The sequence below is a fragment of the Streptomyces sp. NPDC057963 genome, assembly GCF_042887155.1.
Classification (GTDB): domain Bacteria; phylum Actinomycetota; class Actinomycetes; order Streptomycetales; family Streptomycetaceae; genus Streptomyces.
On the sequence record NZ_JBHVPX010000026.1, the window covers coordinates 24,779 to 43,517 of the forward strand.

General features: G+C 69.4%; 20 protein-coding genes and 2 pseudogenes. 13 read left to right on the plus strand and 9 right to left on the minus strand.

Annotated features, from left to right (window positions below):
* Nucleotides 1–22 precede the first annotated feature (22 nt).
* Nucleotides 23–667 (minus strand): class I SAM-dependent DNA methyltransferase, encoded by a 645-nt coding sequence (locus ACFVT1_RS35115; RefSeq protein WP_389803318.1) that lies wholly within the window; start codon nucleotides 665–667, stop codon nucleotides 23–25.
* A gap of 71 nt (nucleotides 668–738) precedes the next feature.
* Between ACFVT1_RS35115 and ACFVT1_RS35120 the strand changes: the two genes are divergently transcribed.
* Nucleotides 739–1,521, plus strand: a complete 783-nt coding sequence (locus ACFVT1_RS35120) for an IS5 family transposase (RefSeq protein ID WP_389803320.1) — start codon at nucleotides 739–741, stop codon at nucleotides 1,519–1,521.
* Between the two features lie 485 nt (nucleotides 1,522–2,006).
* The gene (locus tag ACFVT1_RS35125) at nucleotides 2,007–2,618 is read left to right on the plus strand and encodes an IS5 family transposase (RefSeq protein ID WP_389803203.1); all 612 of its coding nucleotides are present in this window, start codon (nucleotides 2,007–2,009) and stop codon (nucleotides 2,616–2,618) included.
* A 550-nt stretch (nucleotides 2,619–3,168) separates the two neighbouring features.
* On the opposite strand, the gene ACFVT1_RS35130 is transcribed toward ACFVT1_RS35125, so the two are convergent.
* Both ACFVT1_RS35130 and ACFVT1_RS35135 read right to left on the minus strand, forming a co-directional pair.
* The gene (locus ACFVT1_RS35130) at nucleotides 3,169–3,576 is read right to left on the minus strand and encodes a hypothetical protein (protein WP_389803205.1); all 408 of its coding nucleotides are present in this window, start codon (nucleotides 3,574–3,576) and stop codon (nucleotides 3,169–3,171) included.
* A gap of 19 nt (nucleotides 3,577–3,595) precedes the next feature.
* Nucleotides 3,596–4,609 carry a polymorphic toxin type 27 domain-containing protein gene (locus tag ACFVT1_RS35135; protein WP_389803323.1) on the minus strand — a complete coding sequence of 338 codons (1,014 nt, stop codon included), beginning with the start codon at nucleotides 4,607–4,609 and terminating at the stop codon, nucleotides 3,596–3,598.
* Between the two features lie 219 nt (nucleotides 4,610–4,828).
* Here ACFVT1_RS35135 and ACFVT1_RS35140 point away from each other — a divergent pair.
* From ACFVT1_RS35140 to ACFVT1_RS35160, 5 genes and pseudogenes are all read left to right on the plus strand, one after another.
* Nucleotides 4,829–5,206, plus strand: a pseudogene (locus tag ACFVT1_RS35140) (transposase); the annotation flags it as partial.
* 339 nt (nucleotides 5,207–5,545) lie between these two features.
* Nucleotides 5,546–7,438 (plus strand): amidohydrolase, encoded by a 1,893-nt coding sequence (locus ACFVT1_RS35145; RefSeq protein ID WP_389803325.1) that lies wholly within the window; start codon nucleotides 5,546–5,548, stop codon nucleotides 7,436–7,438.
* A 56-nt stretch (nucleotides 7,439–7,494) separates the two neighbouring features.
* Nucleotides 7,495–8,157 carry a hydrolase gene (locus tag ACFVT1_RS35150; protein WP_389803208.1) on the plus strand — a complete coding sequence of 221 codons (663 nt, stop codon included), beginning with the start codon at nucleotides 7,495–7,497 and terminating at the stop codon, nucleotides 8,155–8,157.
* Between the two features lie 50 nt (nucleotides 8,158–8,207).
* Nucleotides 8,208–8,732, plus strand: a complete 525-nt coding sequence (locus ACFVT1_RS35155) for a DoxX family protein (RefSeq protein WP_389803211.1) — start codon at nucleotides 8,208–8,210, stop codon at nucleotides 8,730–8,732.
* Nucleotides 8,713–9,444 (plus strand): YoaK family protein, encoded by a 732-nt coding sequence (locus ACFVT1_RS35160; protein WP_389803214.1) that lies wholly within the window; start codon nucleotides 8,713–8,715, stop codon nucleotides 9,442–9,444. The genes ACFVT1_RS35155 and ACFVT1_RS35160 overlap by 20 nt, the downstream gene beginning before the upstream one ends.
* Before the next feature lie 15 nt (nucleotides 9,445–9,459).
* Here the strand turns inward: ACFVT1_RS35160 and ACFVT1_RS35165 are convergent, their stop codons facing one another.
* Nucleotides 9,460–9,960: a carboxymuconolactone decarboxylase family protein gene (locus ACFVT1_RS35165; protein WP_389803216.1), complete on the minus strand. Its 501-nt coding sequence runs from the start codon at nucleotides 9,958–9,960 to the stop codon at nucleotides 9,460–9,462.
* 92 nt (nucleotides 9,961–10,052) lie between these two features.
* Between ACFVT1_RS35165 and ACFVT1_RS35170 the strand changes: the two genes are divergently transcribed.
* From ACFVT1_RS35170 to ACFVT1_RS35185, 4 genes are all read left to right on the plus strand, one after another.
* Nucleotides 10,053–10,976: a pirin family protein gene (locus ACFVT1_RS35170; protein WP_389803219.1), complete on the plus strand. Its 924-nt coding sequence runs from the start codon at nucleotides 10,053–10,055 to the stop codon at nucleotides 10,974–10,976.
* A 21-nt stretch (nucleotides 10,977–10,997) separates the two neighbouring features.
* A complete protein-coding gene (locus tag ACFVT1_RS35175; RefSeq protein ID WP_382946535.1) occupies nucleotides 10,998–11,339 on the plus strand; it encodes a GNAT family N-acetyltransferase in 342 nt (113 codons plus the stop codon).
* A 462-nt stretch (nucleotides 11,340–11,801) separates the two neighbouring features.
* Nucleotides 11,802–11,978 (plus strand): hypothetical protein, encoded by a 177-nt coding sequence (locus ACFVT1_RS35180; protein ID WP_389803222.1) that lies wholly within the window; start codon nucleotides 11,802–11,804, stop codon nucleotides 11,976–11,978.
* Between the two features lie 93 nt (nucleotides 11,979–12,071).
* Nucleotides 12,072–12,419 carry an MFS transporter gene (locus ACFVT1_RS35185; protein WP_389803224.1) on the plus strand — a complete coding sequence of 116 codons (348 nt, stop codon included), beginning with the start codon at nucleotides 12,072–12,074 and terminating at the stop codon, nucleotides 12,417–12,419.
* A 322-nt stretch (nucleotides 12,420–12,741) separates the two neighbouring features.
* Here ACFVT1_RS35185 and ACFVT1_RS35190 read toward each other — a convergent pair whose 3' ends face one another.
* From ACFVT1_RS35190 to ACFVT1_RS35210, 5 genes and pseudogenes are all read right to left on the minus strand, one after another.
* The gene (locus ACFVT1_RS35190) at nucleotides 12,742–12,897 is read right to left on the minus strand and encodes a hypothetical protein (protein ID WP_389803227.1); all 156 of its coding nucleotides are present in this window, start codon (nucleotides 12,895–12,897) and stop codon (nucleotides 12,742–12,744) included.
* A gap of 206 nt (nucleotides 12,898–13,103) precedes the next feature.
* The gene (locus ACFVT1_RS35195) at nucleotides 13,104–13,586 is read right to left on the minus strand and encodes a (2Fe-2S)-binding protein (protein ID WP_389803229.1); all 483 of its coding nucleotides are present in this window, start codon (nucleotides 13,584–13,586) and stop codon (nucleotides 13,104–13,106) included.
* A complete protein-coding gene (locus ACFVT1_RS35200; protein ID WP_389803232.1) occupies nucleotides 13,583–14,515 on the minus strand; it encodes an FAD binding domain-containing protein in 933 nt (310 codons plus the stop codon). The genes ACFVT1_RS35195 and ACFVT1_RS35200 overlap by 4 nt, the downstream gene beginning before the upstream one ends.
* Nucleotides 14,512–16,689 (minus strand): xanthine dehydrogenase family protein molybdopterin-binding subunit, encoded by a 2,178-nt coding sequence (locus ACFVT1_RS35205; protein ID WP_389803235.1) that lies wholly within the window; start codon nucleotides 16,687–16,689, stop codon nucleotides 14,512–14,514. The genes ACFVT1_RS35200 and ACFVT1_RS35205 overlap by 4 nt, the downstream gene beginning before the upstream one ends.
* A gap of 450 nt (nucleotides 16,690–17,139) precedes the next feature.
* Nucleotides 17,140–17,456: pseudogene (locus ACFVT1_RS35210) on the minus strand (GNAT family N-acetyltransferase).
* A 399-nt stretch (nucleotides 17,457–17,855) separates the two neighbouring features.
* Here ACFVT1_RS35210 and ACFVT1_RS35215 point away from each other — a divergent pair.
* On the plus strand, nucleotides 17,856–17,987 hold the full coding sequence (locus tag ACFVT1_RS35215; RefSeq protein ID WP_389803238.1) for a hypothetical protein: 132 nt from the start codon (nucleotides 17,856–17,858) through the stop codon (nucleotides 17,985–17,987).
* A gap of 160 nt (nucleotides 17,988–18,147) precedes the next feature.
* Nucleotides 18,148–18,723 carry a Dps family protein gene (locus tag ACFVT1_RS35220; RefSeq protein ID WP_389803240.1) on the plus strand — a complete coding sequence of 192 codons (576 nt, stop codon included), beginning with the start codon at nucleotides 18,148–18,150 and terminating at the stop codon, nucleotides 18,721–18,723.
* The last annotated feature ends 16 nt before the right edge of the window (nucleotides 18,724–18,739 follow it).

Sequence of the window (18,739 nt, forward strand, 5' to 3'; positions counted from 1 at the left end):
GCCAGGCGACTGGCGGAGACACTCAAGGCTGACGACGCGCGAGGGTGATCCCTCCCAACTTGCTCTCGGCCGAGGTGAGAGTCCTGTGCGTCTCGACGGCGAAGCCAGCTTCGTTAAGCCACTCAATCGTCTGGTCATGCTGCCGACGATGGACATAGACCTTCATCGGGTGCCCGCCATAGCCCTCCGTCTTCAACCGCGACTCATCGCCGACATGGAAGCTGAGCAGCAACGGCCCACTGGGCCGGAGCACTCGACGGAAATGCGCAAGAACCGAGCTGATCTCGTCGTCAGGAATGTGGATCAGTGAGTACCAGGCGACCAGGCCAGTCACCGAGGCGTCAGCCAAGGCGAGGTCCGTCATGGAACCGAGATCGAACCGCACCCCAGGGTGATGGCGACGGGCCACATCGATCATTCCAGGTGACAGATCGATGCCGAACGCGTCCAGGTCCAGCTCCCGCAGGTGGCCTGTGATCCTGCCTGTCCCACACCCCACGTCCGCGACCAGCCCGCCGCCTTGGGCACGCACCAGGTCGGCAAACAGGGCCAAGGCCGCACGTTCTTCCGGTGATTCATCCAAGATGTGACGTGTCAGCTCTGCGTAACTTGCAGCGACGGTGTCATAAGACGTCCGCGTATCTGCCAGCCAGTCATCTGCATTCAGTCCCATGTCCACCGACCGCAGGCTACACAAGTCATCAAGCGGCGTGACGACTTAGTTCAGAGAACGAACCGCTGCTTCCCGTCCCGGCCTGCCAGACCAAGACCGGCGGTCGGCCGGAGAAGTGGCACCGCCGTGACATAGTCGACGCGATCCGCTATCTCGTCGACAACGGCGTCAAATGGCGCGCGCTGCCAGCCGATTACCCGCCCTGGCAGACCGTCTACTACCACTTCGCCGCCTGGCACCGCCGTGGCGTCATCGCCTTCCTCCGTGATCAACTTCGTCGGCAGATCCGCGCTGGCCAGGGCCGATGCGCCTGGCCAGTGACGTTGATCGTCGATTCACAGTCGGTCAAAGGGGCAGAGACCGTCTCCAAGGCCACCCGCGGCTTCGACGCCGGAAAGAAGATCAACGGGCGCAAGAGACACATCGCCGTCGACACCCTCGGGCTTCCGGTGATGATCACGGTGACACCCGCCGACACCACCGACCGCGACGCAGCCCGCGAACTCCTCTGGCGCCTACGGCTCATGCAACCGCAGATCACGCAGGTCTGGGCTGACTCCGCCTACGCCGGCCAGCTCGTCAACTGGTCCGAAGACTTCCTCAACATGACCCTCAAAACGGTCTCCCGGCCCCGCGGTGCGAAGGGCTTCGTCGTCCTGCCCCGCCGCTGGAAAGTCGAACGAACCCTCGGCTGGATCATGAAGGCCCGGCGCAACGTCCGCGACTACGAACGTCTGCCACAACATTCCGAAGCCCACCTGACCTGGGCACTCATCACCCTGATGACCCGGAGGATCACCCGCAGCGGTCCTCGCAAGGACTGGTCGAAAAGGGACTCACCGGCATAAGTGCGTTGTGGCAAACCGGATTTCGTTCGAGGTGTGCGGCGCGGTGTTCGTCTGGACAGAGGTACGGGTGCGGCCGCGGGCATGAAAGAACGGGCACCTTGGTAGTGACGCGGTTACGAGACCCAGCACGACCAAGGAAGCCCGTTGCCTGATCAGTTGAGCACCACCGTGCCTGCGTCCACCACGGTCACCCCTGGGTGTGACTGCTACGTGCACCGGTTCGGTTCGATCGCTCCAGGACTGCGGGCAGGCTGCTATCCGAGTGACATGACGGATGCGGAGTGGGCCGAGGTCCGCTCCGCGATGCCGGTGCCGGCCTGGCTCCTCACGCGTGGCGGGCGTCCGGAGACGTACTGCCACCGCGAGATGCCCGACGCTGTGCGCTACCTGGTCGACAACGGCGCGAGTGGATGGCCCTGCCGGTCGACTTCCCGCACTGACAGGCGGTCTACGACTTCTTCCGCCGCCGGCGGGCCTGCGACTACGTGCGTGAACTGCACGAACGCCTGCGCCTCACGGCGAGGGCACGCGCAGGCCGCAATGCCGAGCCCAGCGCGGGAATCATCGACAGTCAGTCGGTGGACGCCTCCGAGACCGTCGGCGAGGACAGTCGCGGATACGACGGCGGCAAGTCACGTGACGGGCGCAAGCGTCACATCCTGACCGATACCGAGGGTCTGCTCCTCGAGGTCACCGTGACCACGACCGATGTGCACGACTCCAAGGCCGCCCCCGCGCTGCTGGAGACGTTCATGGACCAGCCGGGCCGGCTGTTGAAGCTGGTGTGGGTCGACAGTGCCTACCAGGGTCCGGCGCTGGCGAAGGCGTTCGCCCGCCACGGAGTCCGGATCGAGGTCGTGCGCCGCTCCGACGGACAACGCGGATTTGTCGTACTGGCCCGCAGGTGGGTTGTGGAGCGCACGCTGAGCTGGCTCTCCTGCTCACGCCGCCTCAACCGCGACCACGAACGCCGCCTCGACCACCACGCCCAGATGGTGTGGTGGGCCGCCGTGATCAGGCTGTCCCGGCGCCTGGCCGGAGACGCTCCGCGCTGGCCGGAGAAGCGCCCCGGCCGACTGCTCCGGGCGCGGGCGTGAACCGTCCGTCCTTCGCCCGCACCAGCCAGCCCCGCTTCTCCAGCGCGTGAAAGAGAGGCAACGATGGGGGCTCAGTGCTACGGCGCCGACAGCGAGAATGGCGACCGCCTCGACGACCCCTCGGAGGATGCGCTGTTCATGATGATCAGCGCCCTGGGTTCGCGTCCCTGAGCCGGACACGCTTCCGATCCCCGGTAAGGGCCTCGATGACGGGATGGTCGTGGCGAGAGGGCTGCACCCTACTGGAGCCAGGCGGCGTAGACGTCCAGGGCGCGGTCCATTCACCCCCGGCGAAGCCGACCTGTGCATACGGTTCTGGCAGTGCGCGTGCAAGTCGGACAGCGTCCCCGTGGGACTCGCGGCCCCGCTGCAGGAGAACAGTAGCCGTTCCGGCCGGGCTGCCCGGCGCCTGCCAGCAGGCCAGCTGATCAGCGGAACTGCCTGCTTCGAGGTCGAGTCGCGTTCGATGCCGGACCATGAGTGACAAGCCGAGGGCGGCACCCGCGATACGGGTGCCGCCCTCACCTTTCATGTCCGCAGCGCCGAGGTGTCAGTAGACGTTCCCCGAATCCGCCGGGAAGTCCGGCGGCCAGGGCCCGGCGTACAGCGACTCCCGGTCGCCCATCAGCGCGTACTCCGCTTCGCGCCAGTTCGGGTTGCTGCCGACGACGAAGCTGTCGCCGTCAGGGTCCAGCATCCAGGTGTGGGCCGCATTGTCGGGCTTCAGCCCGTGCCGCTCCGCCAGCGCCGCGAACTCCTCCGGACTGGCGCGCCGGATGTGCAGGCCGTTGCGGTAGTAAGGCTGCAAGAGCATCAGCTCCACGTGGCCGATGTACACCTCGATGTGGGTCGAGGTGTTGTCGATCAGCGTCGCTTCGCTGTGCAGGAAGAGCTGCCGGTGGGACGGGTTGAACCCGACCACGCGGAACAGCCTCCCGGTACGGATGAAATCGGTCATGCCCGAAGCCCTCTCTTGATCACGGCACCGGCTCCCCGTGGGCCAGCTTGGAGCGCTCGGGAAAGACTTCCTTGCCGCCCATGCGCCACTCGATCGACGACCAGCTGCGATCGCCCAGCCTGACCGCGGTGCGCAGCTTTGTCATCTCCCACGCGGTGCCGTAGCCGCTGGACCTGATCATCTCCCAGTCGCTGCCGTTGATCGTCTCACCCCGCTGCAGGAGACGCTTGAGCGCGTCGTCGGCGTTGGTGGCGCCGGCGACGCCGTCCAGTGAGACCGTCAGCCGCACGTTGGGGTTGGACACCGTCCTCTCGACTCCGACCGTCCAGATCAGACGCTCGCCCATACCCATCTCCCGGGGCAGGTTCGCGCCATAGGCACCGTTGTTGAACGTCTTGGCGCCGATGGTCTTCGCCAGGTCGTCCGCGTAGGGGTTGATGCCGAGGACGACGTGGTCTCCGTCCTTCACCAGGCCCTTGAGGACCGTCTCTATGCACTCCTGAGGCGAGCTCTGAGCGGCGAACGCCCGAGCGCCGGCGGTGGGCAGCGCCCTCGAAGTGCCTGTCTCGCACGCCTCGTACACCGCCTGCATGATCTTGCTGGCGATGCCCGCGACGGCGACCTCGGACAACCGGAGCGAACGCAGGGCCGCCCAGGCGTCGATGAATCCGATTCCGGTCCTGGCGGCAGCGTCCATCGCCCGGACGGCGTCCGCGATGGGGCGGATGATCTTGCCGGCGAACAGTGACGCCACATCCACCACGGCCCAGGCGCAACCGCCCCAGCTCCCGTTCTCACCACCGGGGGTGAGTTTCTGGGCGCATCGGATCCAGCTGCCGAAGAGGATGTCGACGGGGTCGACGCCCTGCTGGTACTCCGCGATCGTGATGGTGTGCGTGACCTCGGTGTACTGCGTCTCCGTCTTGTGCTCGCCCAGGTACAGCGTGTCCCCGGAGAAGCACGAGTTCTCCCAGACCTCCGTGGTGCACATGTACAGGTCGAGGTCGGCCTTGTACCCGATCTTCTGGGTCATCGTGCAGTCGCCGTCGTAGAAGAGCTGGTCCCACCAGCCGTCGCAGCCCTCGGTCTTCTTCAGGACCTGCGGTTCGCCGACCTTCTCGATGTGGTCGACGACGTAGAACACGCCACCGATGAGTCCGCCGGCGTCGCCCGGGACCGTCCCGGTCTCGATCTGCTTGGTGTTCCCCGCGTTCTCGGCCTGCGTCGGAGTCCGCCGCCTGATCCGGCTGCCCTTACGGGGCCCACGTCGTGGACCGACGACCGCGAGCGGTGCCGACGGGCCGGGATCGACGACGCGACCGGCTTCGATACCAAAGTCGCCATGGCGAAAGCGATGGTCCGCCGCGCGATCGCGGAGAAGATCCCGTTCGGCTGGGTGACGGCCGATGCCGCCTACGGCTACAGCAAGGGCTGGCGGCACGAGCTTGAGCGGGCCGACGTCTGCCACGTCATGGCCACCACCCGGCACGACACCGTCGTCACCCGCCGGGCCATCGACCACGCCGTCCATGACCTGTTCCCGGGTCCGCCCCGGCAGAAGTGGAAACGCCGCCCGTACGGCAATGGCGCCCACGGCCCACGCGTGTTCGACCGGCCCCGCTCAAGCATCGAGCACGTCTGCACTGGTCCGACCGGCGCCGCCGCAGACAACACCAGGCCGCACCAGCCACTACGGACGACGAGGCCACGCAACCACCAGAGACCGACCCACCATCACACAGAAGACCGTTGCATTACTGGGCCGCGACGGGCTCGGAGACTGGCCCGCGCCCGCACCGCGATGTTCCCCGCAACGCATGGTGAACCGGGCTACGCCCTGAGTGCACTGTCGGAACGATGCCGGTGCGCTCTCGGGAAAACCGAGCGCCGTGAGCGGACTTAGCGTGACGACGAAGCGGATCGAGAGCCGTTCGTCCACGTCGCAGGAGGTTTCCGGAAGGTGTCCACGATGCCGGTCGACGGGCTGGTGCCCCGCGTCACCGAGAACGCGGCGGACCTCGTCGTCCGCAATGCGAAGATCCACACGGGAGACCCGTCCCGCCCCGCCGCCCAGGCGATCGCCGTCCGCGACGGCCGTGTCCTCGCCGTCGGCGACGACCACGACATGGGCGGACATGTAGGCCCCGCGACCCGAGTCGTCGACGCGCTCGGCCGCCGGATGGTGCCCGGGCTCAACGACTCCCATCTCCACGTCATCCGCGGCGGCCTCAACTATGTCCTGGAGCTGCGCTGGGACGGCGTACCGAGTCTCCGCGAGGGCCTGTCGCTGCTTCGCGAACAGGCCGCCCGTACGCCCAAGGGGCAGTGGGTGCGTGTGGTGGGCGGATGGTCGGCCGAGCAGTTCGCGGAACGGCGGCTGCCGACCGTCGCCGAACTGAACGCCGCCGCCCCCGACACTCCGGTGTTCGTGCTGCACCTGTACCAGTCGGCGGTGCTCAACCGGGCGGCGCTCAGGGCCGCCGGCTTCACCCGGGACACCCCCGAACCCCGGGGCGGCCAGATCGTACGCGGCCGGGACGGAGAGCCGACCGGCATGCTGCTCGCTGCGCCCAGCGCCCTGATCCTCTACTCGACCCTCGCCAAGGCCCCGGTCCTCAACGACGAGGACAAGAAGGCCTCCACCCGCCACTTCCTCAGGGAACTCAACCGCTTCGGGCTCACCTCGGCCATCGACGCGGCCGGCGGTTTCCAGAACTTCCCCGACAACTACGCCACGGTCGTCGACCTCGCAAAGGCGGGACAGTTGTCGCTGCGCATCGCCTACCACCTCTTCCCGCAGACCGCGGGCCAGGAGATCGCCGACCTCACCCGCTGGGTCGAGACGGCCCGCCCCGAGGACGGCGACGAGTGGCTGCGGCTCAACGGCGCGGGAGAGAACCTGACTTGGGCCGCGGCAGACTTCGAGAACTTCGCCCAGCCCCGCCCCGAACTCGCCTCCGACTACGAGGCGGAATTCGAGAAGGCCGTGCGGCTCCTCATGGAGAACGGCTGGGGCTTCCGGCTGCACGCCACCTACGACGAGACCATCCGCAGGGACCTCGCCGTCTTCGAACGGCTCGCCGCCGAAGGCCTGTTCCCGTCCGGCAACCGCTGGCTCTTCGACCATGCCGAGACCGTCACCGAGGACAGCCTGGACCGGATCGCCGCGCTCGGCGGCGCCCTGTCGGTGCAGAACCGGCTGTCGTTCCAGGGCGAGGCCTTCGTCCGCCGCTACGGCATCGGCGCCGCCGCCGCCGCGCCGCCGATCCGGGCCATGCTGGAGCGCGGCCTGACCGTCGGCGCCGGCACCGACGCCACCCGCGTCTCCACGTACAACCCCTGGGTCGCTCTCCACTGGCTGGTCTCCGGCCGCACCGTCGGCGACTGCCTCATCCGCCCGCCGTCCAACCGGGTCGACCGGCAGACCGCGCTCGCGATGTTCACCACGGCGGGCGCGGAACTCACCGGCGAACAGGACGTCAAGGGCGTCCTGCGCCAGGGGTACCTGGGCGACTTCGCGGTCCTCTCCGAGGACTACTTCACCGTGCCGGAGCCCGTGATCCCTCACATCGAGTCCCTGCTCACGGTCGTGGGCGGCCGCATCGTGTACGCCGCCGGCGAGTACGAGGGCCTCGACGAGGAACTGCCGCCCGTGACCCCCGCCTGGAGCCCGGTCGCGCACTTCGGTGGCTACCGGTCCGCCGACCCCGCGCGCCTCGGCGGCGTCCGCCAGGCCGAGTTGATAGGCGAGGCCGTCGGCGAGGCCGGCGAGCACCTGCGGTGGCGGGTCCGCCGGGGCCTCGTACCCCAGCGCGGGGACGCGGACGGGGACGGGTTTCTCGACCCCTGTGTCTCCCTCTGAAACCACACCGATTCACCTGTGTATCCACTGTGTCCACGACGAAAGGCAGTACTCCCATGGTCGACATCGCCCAGGTCACCGCGGCCCCCAGCCCCGACCTGCTCACCCCCGACAACTGCGCCGTCCTCTTCGTGGACCACCAGCCGCAGATGTTCTTCGGCACCGGCAGCGGCGACCGCACCGCGATCATCAACTCCACCGTCGGCCTGGCAAAGGCCGCCCGGGTCTTCGACGTGCCGGTCGTGCTGAGCACCGTGGCGGCCGAGTCCTTCTCCGGCCCGATCCTGCCGCAGCTCGCCGACGTCTTCCCCGACCAGAAGATCATCGACCGCACCTCGATGAACGCCTGGGAGGACGAGGCCTTCGTCGAGGCGGTGAAGGCGACCGGACGCCAGAAGCTCGTGATCGCCGGCCTGTGGACCGAGGTCTGTGTGGTCCTGCCCACGCTGTCCGCCATCGCCCAGGGTTACGAGGTGTACGTGGTGACCGACGCGTCCGGCGGCGTCAGCCCGCAGGCGCACGAGCACGCCGTGCAGCGCATGATCCAGGGCGGCGCGATACCGGTGACCTGGGTCCAGGCGCTCCTGGAGCTCCAGCGCGACTGGGCGCGCACCGAGACGTACGTCGCCACCACCGACGTCGTCAAGGAGCACGCCGGTGCCTACGGCCTCGGGGTGGTCTACGCGCAGGCCATGATCGGCGCCCACGCGGCCGGCTGAGAAACCGGGGACGGACAGGGACGGAGAAGACGGGAACAGGCAGGAACGTGATGGACACCGGACTGTTGGTCCTCCGGCTGGTGGCGGGACTCCTCGTCGCCGGGCACGGAGTGCAGAAAGTCAGTTTCCGGCTGGGCGGCGAGGGCCTGGCCGGGGGAACCGAGGAGTTCCGGCGGGACGGGTTCCGCGGCGGCCGGCTCACCGCGCTCGCGGCGGGCGGCGGCCAGGTCGGCGCCGGCCTGTTCCTGACGGCAGGGCTGCTCACTCCCGCGGCGGCGATGGCCGCCGCGGGAGTGATGACGGTGGCCACGACCGTCAAGTGGCGCAATGGGCTGTGGGTGCAGCACGACGGGTACGAGTACCCGTTCTTCCTCGTCGTCGTGGCCGCGGTGCTCGCGCTCACCGGCCCCGGCCGCTGGTCGGCGGATCACGCTCTCGGGCTGGCCCCGTGGCCCGTGTGGGTCTCCGTCGCCGCCCTCGTCCTCGGTCCCGTCAGCGGGCTGCTGACGCGCGCACTGCTGCACCACCCCTCCGTCGCGGAAGGAGCATCCGACGATGCGCACGCTGCTGGTTGACGCGGCCCGCACGCTGGTCCCCCCGAAGGGGGACCGGCATGGCCCACTGCCGCCGCTGATGCTGGCCCTCACGGTGGTGACCGGTCTGGTGGACGCGGTGAGCTTTCTGGGGCTCGGACATGTCTTCGTCGCCAACATGACGGGCAACGTGGTGTTCCTCGGCTTCGCCCTGGCGGGAGCCGACGGCCTGTCCGCACTCGCCTCCGTCGTCTCCCTGGTGGCCTTTCTCACCGGTGCGCTGGCCGGCGGCCGCTTCGGCGTCCGGTTCGCCGTGCACCGAGGCCGGTTGCTCGCCTCGGCCATGGCCGTACAGGCGGTGCTGTTCGCCGGGGCGCTCGGCACGACCGTCGCGGGGCACGACAAGGTGGGGACCACCGTCCAGTACACCCTGATCGTGCTCCTCGGCCTCGCGATGGGGCTGCAGAACGCGGTCGCCCGGCGGCTCGGCGTCCCCGACCTGACGACGACCGTACTCACCCTCACCCTCACCGGGCTCGCCGCCGACTCCGGCCCGGCCGGCGGAGCGGCGCCCCGGCCCGGCCGACGGATCCTGTCCGTGCTGGCGATGTTCCTCAGCGCCCTCGCCGGAGCCGTACTCCTGAAGATCGGGATCTCCCTCGTCCTGGCGGTGGCGCTGGCACTGCTCGCCACGGGCGCGGCGGTTCTGTGGCGACTCTCGGTCCCGGGTGCGGGGTGGGCCGCCGCGCCGTGAGCCGGGTCATGCGCTTCAGCGGGAGGGAGTCTCCCGTACCGGGTGCTTGCTCAGGATCGACACCCGGTTGAAGGCGTTGATGGTGATGGCCACCCAGATCACCGCGGACAGCTCGTCGTCGCTCAGCGCCTCGTGGGCCTCGGCGTACGCCCGCTCCTGGGCGAGGGAGTCGGCGGGGTGGGTGGTGGCCTCGGCGAGAGCGAGGGCGGCGCGCTCGCGGGCGGTGAAGAGTTCGGTGTCGCGCCAGGCGGCGAGCACGCCGAGGCGCCGGGTGGTCTCACCGGCCCGCAGCGCGGCCCGGGTGTGCACGTCGAGGCAGTAGGCGCAGCCGTTGAGCTGGGAGACGCGAAGGTTGATCAGCTCGACCAGGATCCGGTCGAGACCCGCATCGGCGGCGGTGGTACGGACGGCGTCGGCCGTCTTCACCAGTGCCTGGTACGCGGTGGGGCTCTGCTTGTCGAGGTGGATCCGTCCGGTGGGCCGGAGGGCTGTCGTGACCTGTGCCGTCTCGCTCACCCTGTACTCCTTCGTCTGTTGCCGGGCGTTGTCGTCACGGCTATCATCCTCCATAATTGTTGAAATCAAAACTACATTGGAGGGGTCAGGAGATGGGCGACACAGAGGTCGAGGTCCTCACGGCCCGGGACGTCCCACTGGGCGGCCCACGCGCCATGACCGTACGCCGCACACTGCCCCAGCGGGCCCGGACGCTCATCGGGGCCTGGTGCTTCGCCGACCACTACGGCCCCGACCTGGTCGCCGACTCCGGCGGCATGGACGTCGCCCCTCACCCGCACACCGGACTGCAGACCGTGAGCTGGCTCTTCACCGGCAAGATCGAGCACCGCGACAGCCTGGGCACCCACGCCTTCGTACGGCCCGGAGAGATCAACCTCATGACCGGCGGACACGGCATCAGCCACACGGAGGTCTCCACACCCGACACCGCCGTCCTGCACGGCGTCCAGCTCTGGCTGGCCCTTCCCGACGAACACCGCCACGCCCCTCGCGACTTCCAGCACCACGCCCCTGAGCCACTCCGCGTCGACGGCGCCGAACTCAGGGTCTTCCTGGGCACACTGGCCGGCGAGACCTCCCCGGTCCGCACCTTCACCCCGCTCCTCGGCGCCGAACTCCTCCTCGACCCCGGCGCCACCGTCACCCTCGACGTCGACCCGGCCTTCGAACACGGCCTGCTCGTCGACGAAGGCGACGTCCACCTAGCCGGCACGGTCCTCCACCCCGCCGAACTCGGCTACGTGGCCACGGGGCGGACGACGCTCACCCTCACCAACGCCTCCGACCACCGCGCACGGGCGGTCCTGCTCGGCGGCACGCCGTTCGGGGAAGAGATCGTCATGTGGTGGAACTTCATCGGCCGCAGCCATCAGGACATCGTCGAGGCGCGGGAGGAATGGGAGCGGGCCTCCGACCGTTTCGGCAGCGTCGACGGCTACCCCGGCGACCGGCTGCCCGCCCCCGCCCTGCCGAACGCCGTCATCGCCCCCCGCAAGAACCCCTCCCATCACTGACCCCCCACCGAAAGGACCGTCATGAGCGAGCAGAGCACTACCCCCCTCGTCCGTCGCGTCGATGCCCGCCACCGCTACGAGATCCTCGTCGACGACAAGCGCGCCGGCCTGACCGCCTACCGCGACCGCGACGACCGCCGGGTCTTCTTCCACACCGAGATCGACGACGCCCACGCCGGCCAGGGACTCGCCGCGATCCTCGTCGAGCAGGCCCTGACCGACGTCCGCGCCTCCGGGATGCGGATCGTCCCCGTCTGCCCGTACGTGGCCAAGTTCCTCAAGAAGCACCAGGAGTTCACGGACATCACCGACCCCGTGACCCCCGAGGTCCTCACGTGGCTCGACGCCCAGCTGGGACGCTGACGCCACCGAACAGACAGCCCGAGCTGACCGAGCAGGGCGCAAAGTGCGGACGGGCGCGGTGTGATCACGAGGAGTATGTGCGACCACGGTCAGCCTTGAGCACACCAATGTCCCCGCCGGCACCGGCGAGGTGACCCTTGTGATGGCCCGCCGGGTGGAGCCCGGTCACGAAGCCGCCTCCGAGTCGTGGGCGAAGGACATCCTCGACAGCGCGGCCGCCTTCCCCGGCCACCAGGGATACGAACTCTTCCTCCCTTTCGGCGGCGACGCCCCTGGTTCCTCGTCCACCGTTTCCGGGACGCGGAGGCCTGCCGGGCCTGGCAGGATTCGCCCGAGCGGGCCTCCTGGTTCGCCGACTGCCAGGGACACCACCACACCGAGATCGCCCGACGCAAACCGACCGGCATGAAAACCTGGTTCGCCAAGCCGGGCTCGACACGGCCCGCACCGCCTCCGTGAAAGATGGCGATCAGCGCGACCCTGGCGATCTACCCGATCTCCGTGCTCGGCAGCCTCTTCCTCATCCCACGCCTGGCCGCGCTCCCACTCCTGCTCAGCAGCGCGATCGTCGCCTGCGTCGTCAACGTGCTGATGACGTACGTGGCGATGCCCACCGTGAGCAGACTCCTGCGCAACTGACTCACCCCGTAGCACATCGAGCCAGAGGTTCCTCGTCAGCTCGCACACCGTGCGGGGCGTGCCACTCTCCCGGGCCGGAGACGAGTAGGACGGGTGCGGCGGTGGCCGCTGCACGACAGCGAGGGGATCAACCCCTCGACCTCCGACCACTGGCCCGCGCCTCCCCTGGTGTTCGAGCCGGGAGAGGCCGACGGCCCGGTCCTGGTCTCCGTCGCCTACCGGGTCCCCGCGGACAACCGGGCCGAGTTCACGGACCGCATGCACCACGTGGCCCGGTCCAGACGCCGTACGGGAGCCCTCACCTGGGGCCTCTACCAGGACGGCAACGCCCCGGAACGCTTCGTCGAAACCTATCTGGTCTCCTCCTGGGCGGAACACCTCGCCCAGCATCACGTCCGGCTGACGGCCACCGACCGCCGCCAAAGAGGAGAGGGCTCGTGAACTGCTCACGCCCAAAACCCTCCCCGAGGTGACCCATGCCTTCGACACCACGTCCGGACCTGCGGTACCGCATCAGGCGGCCACCGGTACCCCGGACTCCGGTGCCTGAGACCTCCGTACTCCCCGAGCGGGGCAGGCAGCAGCGCGCCCGACACTGCGGCAAATCACATTGAGCGCGGTGCGCGCGATGCCCACAGCACGCCGACGAGCCGGCTCACGGGAACCGGTTGTCCCCTGCGCCCCGCGCCGGGGAGCCCGGCCGGGTGACATCGTTACTGATCCTCGGATCGCCGAGCACCTAAGGACTACGACGGCGGGTTCCTCAAGCAGTCGACGGCGGCGAGGTCGCGCTGTCGTGGCCGGCTGCGACGGTCGCTTCCAGGCGGTCTCGGACGACCTGGAGCATAGGGCTGGGGGCGGCAGCCGCCGCGGCCAGTTCGATGTCCTTCAGGGCGAGTTGCACCGCGAATCCGGACATACCGCTGGCCATACGGGTGGTACCCGTGTCGTGCCCGGCCAGAGCGACCGATCAGCCCGGGGCGTTGCAGGACCGCGACCGCTGCCGGAGGCCGGCATCACCGATGCCATCGCCTTCGCGACCGAGCTCGAGATCGCCGTCACCGTTCATGGCGTTCTCCTCGGCCGACTCCGGGGAGCCGCGTCCCCGCGCGGGGCAGACGGGTGTCAGGCGGTGGTTTCCCGTTGTTCCTGGGCCGCGCGCGTGATGGCGCGTCGGATGGGTTCGTAGCCTGTGCACCGGCAGATGTTGGAGCCGACAACGCTCGCGATGGCCTCCGGATGGTCAGCGAGGTCGGGATCGGTGTCGAGCGCTCCTGCGGCCACCATGAGGAAGCCGGGTGTGCAGAAGCCGCACTGGAGCGCGTGCTCGGCCGAGAAGGCACGTTGCAGCGGGTGGGGTTCGCCGCCGGGTCCCGCGAGGCCCTCCACTGTACGAACGGGGCTGCCATCGCACTGCACGGCCAGCACCAGGCACGCGCGGACCGGCTCGCCGTCCATGAGCACGGTGCAGGCCCCGCAGATGCCGTGCTCGCAGCCCAGATGCGTACCGGTCAGGCCCAGGTGGTCACGTAGGACGTCGGCGAGCAGGCGCCGGGGCTCCACGTCGAGGCGGTGTGCGGTTCCGTTCACAGTGAGCGTGATCTTCATCGGTGGTCCCTCTCGCGTGCGGCGAGACGTGCGCGCAGGTCGAGCGCCGCCTCGCGGAGTGTTCTGCCGACCAGGACGGCGATGGCCTGCCGCTTGTACTCCACGTCGGCGTACGGTTCGGCGAGCGGTGCGGCGTCCTCCTGGGCGGCGACTCGGCCGGCGCGGGCGAACGGATGGTCGTCGGGCAGCCGCCGCCCCGCGGGGAGCGTGCCGATTTCGGTATCGAGCAGGGTGCGTTCGGCGGCACGGGCCCGTACCGGGCGGTCGGCAGAGTTGACCAGTCCGATCCGCGCGTCGCCGATCACTCCGTCGTGCACCGTGAGAGCGGCCGCGACGGCGACCTGGGCGAAGCAGAAGTGGGTTCGGCGGTGCTCGATGAAGCCGACCCCGGTGTGCTCGCCGAGCAGCGGGAGCCGTACGGCGGTGATCAGTTCCCACGGTCGGCGTGCGGTGCGGTACGGCCCCAGGAAGTAGTCGCCGGCCGGGATCGCGCGGGCGTCGTCGGGGCCGGTCACCTCCACGATGGCGTCCAGGGCAACGCCGATGGCGCACCATTCCGAGGCGGGATGGGCCCAGCCGAAGCTGCCGGCCATGGTCCCGCGAGAACGGATCGGCGGGTGGGCGATGTTGACCACGGCCCGCGACAGCAGGGTGCCGAGCGGGCCCGGTACGGCACCGGCCGGCTCGAAGGCCGCGTGGCGGACGAGGGCGCCCACGCGCAGTTCGTCGCCCTCGACGCTCATGCGGTCCAGTTCCGGGATGCGGTTGATGTCGACGACGCGTTCGGGGCGGATGCGCTGCAGGTGCATCTCCAGGATCAGGCTCTGTCCTCCGGCAAGCACCTGGGCCTTGCGCCTGGTGCCGCCGAGTGCCTCGACGGCCTCGGCGACCGTACGAGGGACCACATAGTCGAAGGATGCGGGTTTCACCGGACGCCTTCCTCATGTTTCGGGGCCTGCGCCGCCCGCCAGACGCTGTCCGGGGTGAGCGGCATCTGCAGCAGGCCGGGATCGGCGATCCGCAGGGCATCGGCCACGGCGTTGACAATGGCGGCCGGGGTGCCGATGCAGCCCGACTCCCCCGCGCCCTTGGCGCCCAGCGGTGTGCCGGGGCCGGGTGTGCGGGTGTCCTTGATGTCGATGGGCGGGACCTCCGTGAACGTCGGGAGCAGGTAGTCCAGGAAGCCGTTCGCCAGCCGCGGCACTCCCGCGTCGTCGAACGTCATGCCTTCGTAGAGGGCCTGGCCGATACCCTGCACGGCCGATCCGAACGCCTGCCCGCGCACCACCATGGGGTTGAGGACCACGCCGCAGTCGTCGACGGCCACGAGCCGCAGGACGTTCACCGTGCCCAGCTCCGGATCCACCTCGGCCACCGCAGCGTGTGCGCCGAAGGGGAACGCCATGCCGGCCTCATAGCGCTCCTCCACGCGCAACGGGCCGGTCGACTTCACCAGTTCGCCGAGGCCGGTGGCTGCCGAACCGTCGTGGGCGGCGTGTACGGCGCCGTCCGACCACTCGATCTCGTCGACCGGCAGGTCCCACAGGTTCGCCGCCCGGGTGCGCGCCTCCTCGATCAGGCGGGTCGCGGCGTGCTGGAGCACGGCGCCGTCGGCCTGGGCCGACCGGCTGGCGAACGAGCCCAGTCCTTCGGGCTGTTCGTCGGTGTCGCCCTCGACGAGGCGGACCCGCGCCTCCGGGATGCCAAGGACCTTGGCTACCAGGGCGGGGAAGACCGTCTCGTGCCCCTGGCCGCTCGGGGCCGCGCCGCAGCGGGCGGTGACGATGCCGTCCTCGTGGACTTCCAGGCTGCCGAACTCGTGCAGGCCACCGGGTTCACCGCCCGAGCGCTCCACATAGCAGGAGACTCCGATGCCCAGCGGCAGCGCGTCCGGATCCTCGCGACGACGGGCCCGCTCCGCACGCCACTTCTCGTGGCCGAGCGTCTCCAGCGCCAGGTCCAGGGCGGCGGCGTAGTCCCCGCTGTCGTAGCGGCGTCCGGTCGGCGTCTCGTACGGGAAGGCATCGGGCGGAATGAAGTTGCGCCGCCGCAGCTCGATCGGGTCGATCCCGAGCCGCCGGGCGAGCAGGTCCATCGCCCGCTCGATCGCGATCGCCGCCTCGGGACGCCCGGCGCCACGGTACGGGTAGGTCACCATGGTGTTGGTGAGCACCGACCGCAGGGTCGCATGGACGCGTGGGGTGGTGTACGCGCCAGTCGCCATCCACGCCGTCTGCATCGGCAGTCCCACGCCCAGGTGCGGGTAGGCGCCGACATCGGCGTCGATCGTCAGCTCGTAGGCGAGGAGCCGTCCTGCCGCGTCGGCGGCGAGGCGTACGGTCTGATCCTGTCCCCTGCCCCGGGTGGCGACGAGCGTCGACTCCAGGCGGTCCTCGATCCAGCGGACCGGCCGCCCGAGCTTCACCGCCAGGTAGGCGACAACCACGAACTCGGGGAACGCGGCACTCTTCGACCCGAAGGCGCCTCCGGTGTCCGGGACGACGACCCGGATCCGGTCGGCGGACCAGCTGAGCAGTGATGCCAGTTCACGTCGCAGCCGGTGCGGCATCTGGTGCCCCGACCACACCGTCAGCCGGTCTCCGTCCGGTACGGCGAGGATCGTCCGGCATTCCATGGGGCTGGGCATCAGCAGTTGCTGACGGTACGTGGCCTCGACCACGGCTGCGGCGTCCTGCCAGACGGACGGATCGACGGGCTCTCCCGCCTCGCCGCGCAGGGCGACGTTGCTCAGTCCGTCGAACAGCCGGACGGAGTCGTCCAGCGCCGCGGCGGGTGTCACCACGGCGGGCAGCGGATCGATCATGGCGGTGACCTCGGCGGCCCCGTCCTCGGCCCGGTACCGGTCCTCCCCGAGGACGACCGCCAACGCCTCGCCCGGATACCGCACCCGGTCCGTCACGAGGGCCGGCCACTCCCGGCCCGCGACGGCGTCCTCCGTGGAGAGCCTGGCCAGCAGGGTGTACGGAACCGGTGGAAGCTCCGGCAGATCCGCGGCCGACCAGGCTCCCACGACCCCCGGCACATCCCGGGCCGCCGTGCAGTCCACGGCACGCAGTACGCCGTGGGCCACCTTGCTTCTCACAAATGCCGCGTCCAGACATCCAGGAACGCGAATATCGGCAACATACCGGCCTTTCCCGGAAAGCAGCCGCTCGTCCTCACGCCTTGTCCATTGCTCCACAACAACACCCCGTTCGTGTCTTTGCGGGAACTGACGCCATTCCGACGCCATTTCGATGGAACAGCACGCCGGTGGAATTCAGCTGCTCGGATACTAAGGGCTGTCCCGTAATCCCTGGTGGATCAGCGTGCGGCGTCAGATGCGGTGCATCGCAAGGCGGAGGGACGCCCTCATACTGGATGTATTCGGGCGTTCCGACAACGCGGCGAGGTGCCGTAGCTGTCGTCGCACGCCCGCCAGGGATTACGGGACAGCCCTTAGCCGCGGAGGAAGCGGCAGAGCGAGCGACAGGCAGGCCCTGTGCACTCCGGGGACAGAAGCGGTGCGCGGTCAGCCCGGTTCCGTGTCCAGTCACCGCAGGACGTCGGACCGTACGGGGTCGGTGATGTCGGCGAACTCCTCATGTCGTTTCAAGAACTTGGCCACGTAAGGGCGAAGGGCACGATCGGCTTCCCGGAGTTCCGTACGCCGGTGAGCGCTTCCTGGATCAGTCGGGAGGTCAGGCCCTGTCCGGCGACGGCGTCGTCGATCTCGGTGTGGTGGAAGACGCGCAGTTCCCCGCGGTCACGGTAGGCGGTCAGCCCGGTGCGCTCGCCGTCGACCAGGATTTCGTAGCAGTTCTCCGCATCTACGCGCCCGATGACCGGAGCGACGGAAAACTGGCTCATCGGGTGTCCTTTCGGTTGAGGCCGGAAGAGGTTTGCCACTCCCCCGGGATTTGACAATATCCTCGTGACCGCGACCCATGACTCCGGCCCAGGAAATTCCACACTGCACGGTCTGCTCTCTCAAGCTCTTCGACACGTTCTTCGACCGACAACACCTCGTGCGCTCGTCGGCAAACCGTTCTCCGGACCCGCCGTACGGTCGCCGAAACCCGGCCGAGGGAGGCAACAGAACAGTCGCGGACAGGGAGGCGGCATGAGACGGCATCCTGCCGGCGCCGCGCACGAAGCCCCGATCGTCCTCACGACGACGATCCTTGTCACCGTGGCCGGCGATCCGCCAATACCGCTGCCATCCGGACGCGGTCCGCGTCCTGCTCAGGACCCGGCACGGGGGCGGCGGTGCTTGACGTCGCCGCCCGTGATGTCTCGGCCTTTCTGCACCGCGCCGACGCGCTGGTGCCGCCGGGCGCCGAGCACCGTCACATCGATCTCGGCCGCGTCGTCGAACAGCTCACGGCCGGCAGCGAGTGACCGCCCGGCCTGCCCCGCCGCCGGATCGAGGCACGTCCGCCTCGCCCGGATCCGGTGCGCTGAGGGGCGTCTACGCGTGCGCTCGCGGGCAATGCGGCCCCCGGTTCGGCCCCTAGCGTCGACCGCGCACGTTTCGGCACGACATCGCAGGAGGCACGCCATGACCACCGGCTCCCAGCCCACGAGCAGCCAGCCGTGGTTGCACCAGAAGGGCTCGGTCATCCAGGAGTTCGGGACCGTCAAGCAGTTTCCCGTCGCTCTGTCCTACGAGGCCCGCATGTACTCCTCGCAGCGCCTGAACAAGGTGCTGGCGGACACCCGGATACTCTACGGCCTCTACAAGAAGCATCACTGGAGCATGCGGGGCGCGACCTTCTACCAGCTGCACCTGCTCCTGGACAAGCACGCGGGAGAGCAACTGGAACTCGTCGACGTCCTCGCCGAACGTGTCCAGACGCTGGGTGGTGTCGCCGTGGGCGATCCGCGGCACGTCGCCGAGATCACGTCGATTCCGCGCCCGCCGGACGGTGTGGAGGAGGTACCGGCCATGCTGTCGCGGCTGCTCGAAGCCCACGAGATCATCCTCACGGATGCCCATGACGCGGCCGCCCGCACGGCCGAGCTGGGCGACGACGGCACCAACGACCTGCTGGTCTCGCAGATCGTCCGCGCCGGCGAACTGCAGGCCTGGTTCCTGGCCGAGCACCTGGTCGACACCCCGCTGGTGCGGGCCTGAGCCGTCCGCACGGCAC

Excerpts from the sequence above, each read along its gene's own strand:
- ACFVT1_RS35130 (WP_389803205.1), bottom strand. The coding sequence starts at position 3,576 with ATGACCGATTTCATCCGTACCGGGAGGCTGTTCCGCGTGGTCGGGTTC.
- ACFVT1_RS35155 (WP_389803211.1), top strand. The coding sequence starts at position 8,208 with ATGGACACCGGACTGTTGGTCCTCCGGCTGGTGGCGGGACTCCTCGTC.
- ACFVT1_RS35220 (WP_389803240.1), top strand. The coding sequence starts at position 18,148 with ATGACCACCGGCTCCCAGCCCACGAGCAGCCAGCCGTGGTTGCACCAG.
- ACFVT1_RS35150 (WP_389803208.1), top strand. The coding sequence starts at position 7,495 with ATGGTCGACATCGCCCAGGTCACCGCGGCCCCCAGCCCCGACCTGCTC.
- ACFVT1_RS35135 (WP_389803323.1), bottom strand. The coding sequence starts at position 4,609 with ATGACCCAGAAGATCGGGTACAAGGCCGACCTCGACCTGTACATGTGC.
- ACFVT1_RS35145 (WP_389803325.1), top strand. The coding sequence starts at position 5,546 with ATGCCGGTCGACGGGCTGGTGCCCCGCGTCACCGAGAACGCGGCGGAC.
- ACFVT1_RS35195 (WP_389803229.1), bottom strand. The coding sequence starts at position 13,586 with ATGAAGATCACGCTCACTGTGAACGGAACCGCACACCGCCTCGACGTG.
- ACFVT1_RS35160 (WP_389803214.1), top strand. The coding sequence starts at position 8,713 with ATGCGCACGCTGCTGGTTGACGCGGCCCGCACGCTGGTCCCCCCGAAG.
- ACFVT1_RS35170 (WP_389803219.1), top strand. The coding sequence starts at position 10,053 with ATGGGCGACACAGAGGTCGAGGTCCTCACGGCCCGGGACGTCCCACTG.
- ACFVT1_RS35175 (WP_382946535.1), top strand. The coding sequence starts at position 10,998 with ATGAGCGAGCAGAGCACTACCCCCCTCGTCCGTCGCGTCGATGCCCGC.
- ACFVT1_RS35180 (WP_389803222.1), top strand. The coding sequence starts at position 11,802 with ATGGCGATCAGCGCGACCCTGGCGATCTACCCGATCTCCGTGCTCGGC.
- ACFVT1_RS35190 (WP_389803227.1), bottom strand. The coding sequence starts at position 12,897 with ATGTCCGGATTCGCGGTGCAACTCGCCCTGAAGGACATCGAACTGGCC.